Source organism: Streptomyces sp. NPDC005281 (genome assembly GCF_040607495.1).
GTDB lineage: Bacteria > Actinomycetota > Actinomycetes > Streptomycetales > Streptomycetaceae > Streptomyces.
In genome coordinates this window covers 35,940-42,635 of sequence record NZ_JBEXGX010000049.1, presented here as the reverse complement: position 1 = coordinate 42,635, position 6,696 = coordinate 35,940, and the positions used below count along the sequence as shown (strand labels likewise).

Sequence of the window (6,696 nt, the reverse complement as noted above, 5' to 3'; positions counted from 1 at the left end):
GAACACCACGCCTGGCCCCAGGCCACCCGCACCGGCACCGCAGCCATCCTCATCACAAGACCCCAACCCACAGACCCGTAATGCAACGGCATTGGGTCTAAGCCCCTTCGCGATTGGCACCCAGCAGGTGTCCGCTCGCGCTGACGCTCCTCTACCTCGCGCCGGCACACCGGGCCACGGATCGGCCAGAACCGGCACGGGCCGTGCCTTCTGTGGCGCCTTCTTCGGATACCAGCCTGAGACAGCCAGCGTGAACAGCCACGTGGCGAACCCGTTCCGTCGCCAGTGCTCAGCCTGGTCGACGGCGCCGCCACCACGGGTGAATCCGAGGGCGTCGATGGCCTCCCGGACCCGCTGTCTGGTGGCTTCCGCCACGGCATCGGGTCGGTTGAGGACATTGGAGACGGTGCCGGTGGAGACGCCGGCCCGTCTCGCCACGTCAACCACCTTCGCGCCGGTCTCCCCCGTGCGGGACACCCCTTGTCCGCGGAACAGGTAGGTATTGCCGTGGCAGGCGCAGGGTTTCGGCTGCGTCTGGGCTGCGTGGTTGGCCCACAGGCGAGTGAGCCATGCCGGGGCGTCGATGGTGCGGTAGCTGTCGTCTTTGGGAGGGCAGCGCTCGAACTCTCCCGAGTCGAGTTCGTAGAGCTGCCACTCCACTCGTACGGCCCCTCTGCGGACGAACTCGGTCTCCAGTCCAACGATTTCGCCCCATCGCATGCCTGTGTAGCCCTTGGTCACGACCCAGAGAGCAGGGAGGCGCGCTCAGCACACAGCAGGATGCCCAAGGGTTCGGTGACAACCTTGCGCTGCGTCGGCGACGGATCCGATCAGAAGGCCGCTTTTCTCCCGTCGTTCTGTGCGGTCGCCATGGCCGGGCTCGGATCGCTGCCGGACACGATCTTGACCAGGTCGGTCATCATCCGCATGCGCAAGAAGGCGCCCAACGAGAGATGCGAGCCCTACCGGCGCCGCGTCCACGAGAAGCAGGGCCACGTCCTGCGCGACATACTCGCGGATTGGACCGCACCCCTGCACGACCAGATCACGGAGGCGTGGCCGGAGATGCCGGAGGGTGTCACGGACCGGCCGGCGGACGTGTGGGAGCCCCTGCTGGCCGTGGCGGATGCGGCCGGTGGCGTTGGGGGCCCGAGATGAAGGAGGCGGCGCACGCTCTCGACGAGGCGGGGCTCCCCTCTGATCTGGCCGATGCCGCAGCCGCCGTGATGGAGCGATGGGCAGGTCTCAAGGACACATCGCCGGATCTCGCGCTCGTACTACAGGAGTTGCACATAGGCCCAGAGGGCGAGCCGGCCTAGACCCCTTGTCGCGGTGTAGCCGATCATCCGGTGGTTGTGTTGGCGGTGTCGGGTAGTGCGGGGGGCGCTTCCGGTCCGTCGGCCGGGACGACGCTCGATGGCTGCTCGTGTCAGGCCTGAGCCCGGCGTCCGGCGACCGGACGGCACCTCCGTCGCCCCTTGTGACGCGGATCACGGGAACCCGGAGTGCGCGGATCGGCAGTTAATGAAGGTGAGCACTGACATGCGTACCCGGATACGGGCCGGGGATCCGAGCGCGTTCGCCGAGCTGTACGACAGCTACGCACGCGCCGTGTACAACCACGCCTTCCGCCTCACCGCCGACTGGTCCGCGGCGGAGGACGTGATGGCCGAGACCTTCATGGAAGCGTGGCGGCTGCGTGACCGGGTCGGCGCCGAGGGTGGCAGCCTGCGGCCGTGGCTGCTGGGCGTGGCGATCAACGTCGCCCGTGGCCACCATCGCAGCAACCGGCGTTACCGGGCCGCGGCGAACGCCGCCGCGGAGGCCGAGACGGCGTTGCCCGACCACGCCGACGAGGTGGCGGGCCGGCTCGACGATCGACGGCGTATCGCCGCCGCCCTGCGCGCGCTTGCCTCACTGCGCAGACCCGAGCGCGAGGTCCTGACGCTGTGCCTCTGGGAGGGACTGGAGTACACGGCCGCGGCCGAGGCGCTCGGCATCGCCGTCGGAACGGTGCGCTCGCGTCTCTCCCGGGCACGCGCCAAGCTGCGCAAACTCACCGAGGCCGAACTCGGCGGCCAGCCTGCCGCCCGGGCGGCGCCGGTCCCCTCCACGGACCACCGCGCCGAAGAACGCGCGGGAAAACCCGTACGAGGAAATCGGGAACTCGGCCGGCCGGATCGACAGACAAGAGGAGAACACATCCACTCGATCCGGCCCGTATCGGAAGGAAATCGATGAAAGCGACCCAGTCCCGGCAGAGTCCGGCCAAGTGGGAGGAAAGCGCGCCTCTCCTCCCACAGACTGCGCGCGATCTCCCGGCGGGCCGTCACCAGTTCCACAAGGAGCGTTTGATGGCCCACCTCCAGCAGGACACCCAGCGGGACGCGAGCACCACGAAGGCCTCCCCCGCCCTGCCGAAGCCCCGAGGGCTGCGCCTGCTGCGCCCGGCGTTCGCGCTGCCCGCGATGGCGCTGGCCTGCGCAGTCGTCGCCGGGACGCTGCTGATCGACAGCGGCGTGCACAACGATGGTCTCGCCACCGGACCCGCGGCGGTCATCCCCGTCGGCGCCACGACCACCAAGGGCCTGCCGCAGCTGATCGACCAGGTCTCACTGGCGGCGGCCGAGGAGACCCACCCCACGGTCAAGCCCGGCCAGTACGTCTACACCGAGTCCCAGACGGCCGACACCTTCGTGAAGACGGACGGCGGCAAGGGCAGCCTCGCCAGCTACGCGCTGCACCGGCGCCAGGTCTGGCAGTCCGCCGACGGCACCAAGGGCTGGCTGATCGACGCAGCCGTCAACGACAGCGCCGAGGGCGAGACACTGAGCCTGCCCGACGAGCAGGGCAACACCCCCGAGGCCGGCCTGAACCACCCGTCCTACGACTTCCTGGCCCGGCTGACCACCGACCCCGACGAGCTGCTGAAGCTGATCTACAAGGAGACCGCGACGCAGGGCAACACCCCCGACCAGGAGGCGTTCACCACCATCGGCGATCTGCTCGGCGAGAGCTACCCGCCCGCGAAGCTCTACCCGGCCCTGTTCAAGGCCGCCGCGAAGATCCCGGGCGTGGTCGTGGTGAACGACGCCAAGGACGCGCTCGGCCGCTCGGGCATCGCGGTGGCGCGGCTGGACGAGACCAGCGGCGCACGCGAGGAGTGGATCTTCGACAAGAAGACCCACGTCTTCCTCGGCGAGCGGACCGTGCAGGTCAAGTCGGCCTCCCAGGACGGGGTCGTCATCAAGCCCGGCACCGTCCGCGGCATCAGCGCCATCACCAAGCGCGCGATCGTCGGCGGCATGAAGCAGACCCCCGAGCAGAAGGGCTGAGGTCCCGCCGCCACAGGCTGAAGCCCACCGCCGCCCCGCCAGCCCCGTGGCCGCCGTCCCAGGATGGCGGCCACGGGGCTGTGCAGGCCTCGGCCGTTTTCGTGCGCCGCCGATGCCGGACCTCGCCCACCAACCAGGCGCGCCGCCCATGACAGTGCCGCTGGAGCTGCCTACGAACTTCCGGCGCAGGACACCAGGAGAACTTGTGCAGCCATGCGGTGACAGTGGCGTGGCCTGCGCCATGTCGAATGGATGAGGTATCCGATGGCGACGGCTCCGGCTCAGAGCTCGTGACGCGATCATGAGCGGCCCCTCTTGAGGCGCCTCCAGCAGATGAGGCTGCAGGCCAGTGAGACGAATGCGTCGTGGAGTTCGGTTCGGCGTTCCCAGCGGACGGCGAGGCGTTTGAACCCGTGGAACAGGGCGAAGGTCTGCTCCACGACGGAACGAAGTCTGCCCGAGCCCTTGATGTTGGGCGCGCCCTGGCGGGAGATGACTGGCAGGATCCCGCGCTTGCGCAGCTCTTCGCGGTTGGCGTTGGAGTCGTAGCCCTTGTCGCCGTGGGCTATTCCGGGCCGGCTGTCCTCGACCACCGCACAAGCGGCCGGATCGATGCCCATTCGCCGGGCGGCGTGCAGGAACAGGTCTGGGGCGGGCTTGCCGCGGGCGACCTCGGTGGCGCTGAAGATCCGGCCCGCAAAGCGTTCGTACAGCCCGGTGCGACCCAACGTATGCCTCATCTTTTCGTGTGAGCCGCTGGATGCCACGCAGGTCGGCAAGGTGATCACGTCGAGCGCCTCAGCCATCCCCTCGACAGGGGCGAGCTCGGAATCCACGGCCTCGCGGTGGAGTTCTTCGAACTGCTTCGACCAGATCGCGGCCGTCTCCTCACCCACCCGAGCGGCGACCTGCACGCGGATATCGGCGTGCGAGCGCCCGATGAACCGGGCGATGACCTCCTCCGGGGTGAGCGGCCATCCCAGTGCGGCACCGAGGGCGACCTGGACGCGTACGGCGATGCGTTCGCTGTCGACCAGCACACCGTCGCAATCGAATATCACCAGCTCAATCGGTTTGATCATCTCGGCAGCATAGGTTCGGCGGTTTCGTTCGCGCGTTGGGAACCGGGGAGCGTTCCGTCTCCTCACTGGAACCACCCGTACCCATGCGGCAGTCTTCTCCTTCGTGGGGAATCTTCCGTCTCAGAGTGCGTCGAGTGACGCCGCCGAGCACATGGTCGTGGCCGGGGATGACGCCTTGGCCCATCGGCTGGCTGCCGAGTTGCGTGGGGTGTACGGCGAGCGGGTGACCCTGGTCGTGCCGCCCGCGCAGCGCGGAGTGCGCCCGCCGGTCGTCGTGCGGGCGCGGGCCACCGCCCTGTTCGACCGGGTGTCCGCGGCCGTGAACCGGGCCTCAGGGAACGGGAACGGGGGCGGAGGGACCGCCGACGAGACTCCCGCTTCCGAGCGGGTCGTGGAGGCCACGGAACTCACCGAGGACGCGCTCACCTACGCGGGCGTCGAACGGGCCACCGCGCTCGCCCTCGTGTACGACGACGACGAGACCAACATCCGTGCGGCGCTCACGGCGCGGCGCATCAACCCGCGGATCCGGCTGGTCCTGCGGCTCTACAACCGGCGTCTCGGACAGCACATCGAAGCCCTTCTCGACCAGGCCTCGGCGCTGGCCGCTGCCGCCGCTGCCACGCCCGACGGCACACGCGACGCCGGTGGCGGCGGCGCGAACTCCGTCGGAGGCCCGGCGGCGGACGGTTCCCGGCGCGACAGGAACGCCGAGGTGTACGACGCCTCCACCACAGTGCTGTCCGACGCCGACACCGCCGCGCCCGCGCTCGCCGCGACCGCTGTGGCCGGTACGAGCAAGGTCGTCCAGACCGATGGTCTGATGCTCCGCGCGGTGGAGCGGCCGCCTCCCGGTCCCGGCGAGGTCGCCGATCCAGGGCTGTGCACGCTGGCGTTGCTGTCCGCCACGACCAACGACCCTGCCGGCGCCGACGGTTCAGAGGGAAGTGGAGCACAGGGACCTCAACTCCTGCCCGACGAAAGGGCCGTGGCGGCCGCCACCGGGCGCGGGACCGTCGTTCTGGAGAACGTGGCGTACTCCGGTCCCGAACTCAGCGCCGGACGGGGCGTCATGCCGTGGTTCGGCTCACTGCTGTCCCGGCGGCTGCGTCTGTCGTTCGCGGGACTCGTCGCGTGCGTGGTCGGGCTCGCTGTGGCGTCGATGCTGGTCACGGGGGAACAACCGCTCCAGGCGACGTATCTGACGCTCCTCGACCTCTTCGCCATCAACGATCCGGCCATCGGACAGCCGCTCGGCCGGCAGATCCTCCAGCTCTGCTCGGGGATGGTCGGGCTGCTGCTCCTGCCGGTGCTGCTCGCCGCGGTCCTGGAGGCGCTCGGCACCTTCCGCGGCGGCACCGCTCTGCGCAAGCCGCCCCGCGGTCTTTCCGGGCATGTGGTGCTGCTCGGCGTCGGCAAGATCGGTACCCGGGTGCTGTCGCGGCTGCGTGAGCTGCGCATCCCCGTCGTGTGCGTGGAGGCCGACCCCGAGGCCCGGGGGCTCGCGCTGGCACGGAGGCTGCGGGTGCCCGTGGTGCTGGGCGACGTCACCCAGGAAGGCGTGCTGGAGGCCGCCAAGATCCATCGGGCTCACGCGCTGCTGGCGTTGACCAGCGCGGACACGATGAACCTGGAGGCCGCGCTCTCCGCCCGTACGCTGCGGCCCGATCTACGGGTCGTACTGCGGCTGTACGACGACGACTTCGCGACCGCCGTCTACCGCACCCTCCGGGCCGCGCATCCCGGCGCGCTCACCCGGAGCCGCAGCGTGTCCCATCTGGCCGCGCCCGCGTTCGCGGGGGCGATGCTGGGACGGCAGATCCTCGGGGCGATTCCCGTCGAGCGGCGGGTGCTGCTGTTCGCCGCGGTGGACGTGGGCGGGCACCCTCAGCTGGAAGGGCGCACGGTGGGAGAGGCGTTCCGGGCGGGGGCGTGGCGTGTACTCGCACTGGACACGGCGACTCCCGAGGAGCGCCGGGCGGCCCGGGCGTCCTCCCCCGGCGGGCCCCGGCTGGTGTGGGACCTGCCGTCCACCTACGTCCTGCGGCCCGAGGACCGCGTGGTGCTCGCCGCCACGCGGCGAGGGCTGGCTGAACTGCTCGGCCGACGGCCCCGGCAGCGGACAGGGGCGTAGCCCCGACCAGCCCCGGCAACAGGCCAGGAACGTAGCCCCCGACCAGCCCCCGGCAGCGGGCAGGGACGTAGCCCTGACCAGCCCCCGGCAGTAGGCAGGAGGGCAGGAGCCTAGCCCTCGACCGGCCCCGACCCGAGTGGCCCCA

At 70.4% G+C, this 6,696-nt stretch carries 4 protein-coding genes and 2 pseudogenes; 4 read left to right on the top strand and 2 right to left on the bottom strand.

Going from position 1 to position 6,696, the window contains the following annotated elements; all coding sequences use genetic code 11:
• Positions 1 to 90 precede the first annotated feature (90 nt).
• A pseudogene (locus ABZV42_RS39015) lies at positions 91 to 806 on the bottom strand (LacI family DNA-binding transcriptional regulator); the annotation flags it as partial.
• Here ABZV42_RS39015 and ABZV42_RS39010 point away from each other — a divergent pair.
• From ABZV42_RS39010 to ABZV42_RS39000, 3 genes and pseudogenes are all read left to right on the top strand, one after another.
• A pseudogene (locus tag ABZV42_RS39010) lies at positions 802 to 1,193 on the top strand (DUF3631 domain-containing protein); the annotation flags it as partial. The pseudogenes ABZV42_RS39015 and ABZV42_RS39010 overlap by 5 nt on opposite strands.
• 349 nt (positions 1,194 to 1,542) lie before the next feature.
• Positions 1,543 to 2,241, top strand: a complete 699-nt coding sequence (locus tag ABZV42_RS39005; protein WP_355988870.1) for an RNA polymerase sigma factor — start codon at positions 1,543 to 1,545, stop codon at positions 2,239 to 2,241.
• Complete coding sequence (locus ABZV42_RS39000; RefSeq protein WP_356056341.1) at positions 2,238 to 3,335, top strand: CU044_5270 family protein; 1,098 nt, start codon at positions 2,238 to 2,240, stop codon at positions 3,333 to 3,335. Before ABZV42_RS39005 ends, ABZV42_RS39000 begins: the two co-directional genes overlap by 4 nt.
• Positions 3,336 to 3,634: 299 nt before the next feature.
• On the opposite strand, the gene ABZV42_RS38995 is transcribed toward ABZV42_RS39000, so the two are convergent.
• Positions 3,635 to 4,417 carry an HAD-IA family hydrolase gene (locus tag ABZV42_RS38995; protein WP_356056339.1) on the bottom strand — a complete coding sequence of 261 codons (783 nt, stop codon included), beginning with the start codon at positions 4,415 to 4,417 and terminating at the stop codon, positions 3,635 to 3,637.
• Between the two features lie 151 nt (positions 4,418 to 4,568).
• Between ABZV42_RS38995 and ABZV42_RS38990 the strand changes: the two genes are divergently transcribed.
• On the top strand, positions 4,569 to 6,551 hold the full coding sequence (locus ABZV42_RS38990; RefSeq protein WP_356056343.1) for an NAD-binding protein: 1,983 nt from the start codon (positions 4,569 to 4,571) through the stop codon (positions 6,549 to 6,551).
• The last annotated feature ends 145 nt before the right edge of the window (positions 6,552 to 6,696 follow it).

Bases quoted from the DNA above. Each gene is read 5' to 3' on its own strand.
- ABZV42_RS39000 (WP_356056341.1), top strand. From the start codon at position 2,238: ATGAAAGCGACCCAGTCCCGGCAGAGTCCGGCCAAGTGGGAGGAAAGC.
- ABZV42_RS38995 (WP_356056339.1), bottom strand. From the start codon at position 4,417: ATGATCAAACCGATTGAGCTGGTGATATTCGATTGCGACGGTGTGCTG.
- ABZV42_RS39005 (WP_355988870.1), top strand. From the start codon at position 1,543: ATGCGTACCCGGATACGGGCCGGGGATCCGAGCGCGTTCGCCGAGCTG.
- ABZV42_RS38990 (WP_356056343.1), top strand. From the start codon at position 4,569: ATGGTCGTGGCCGGGGATGACGCCTTGGCCCATCGGCTGGCTGCCGAG.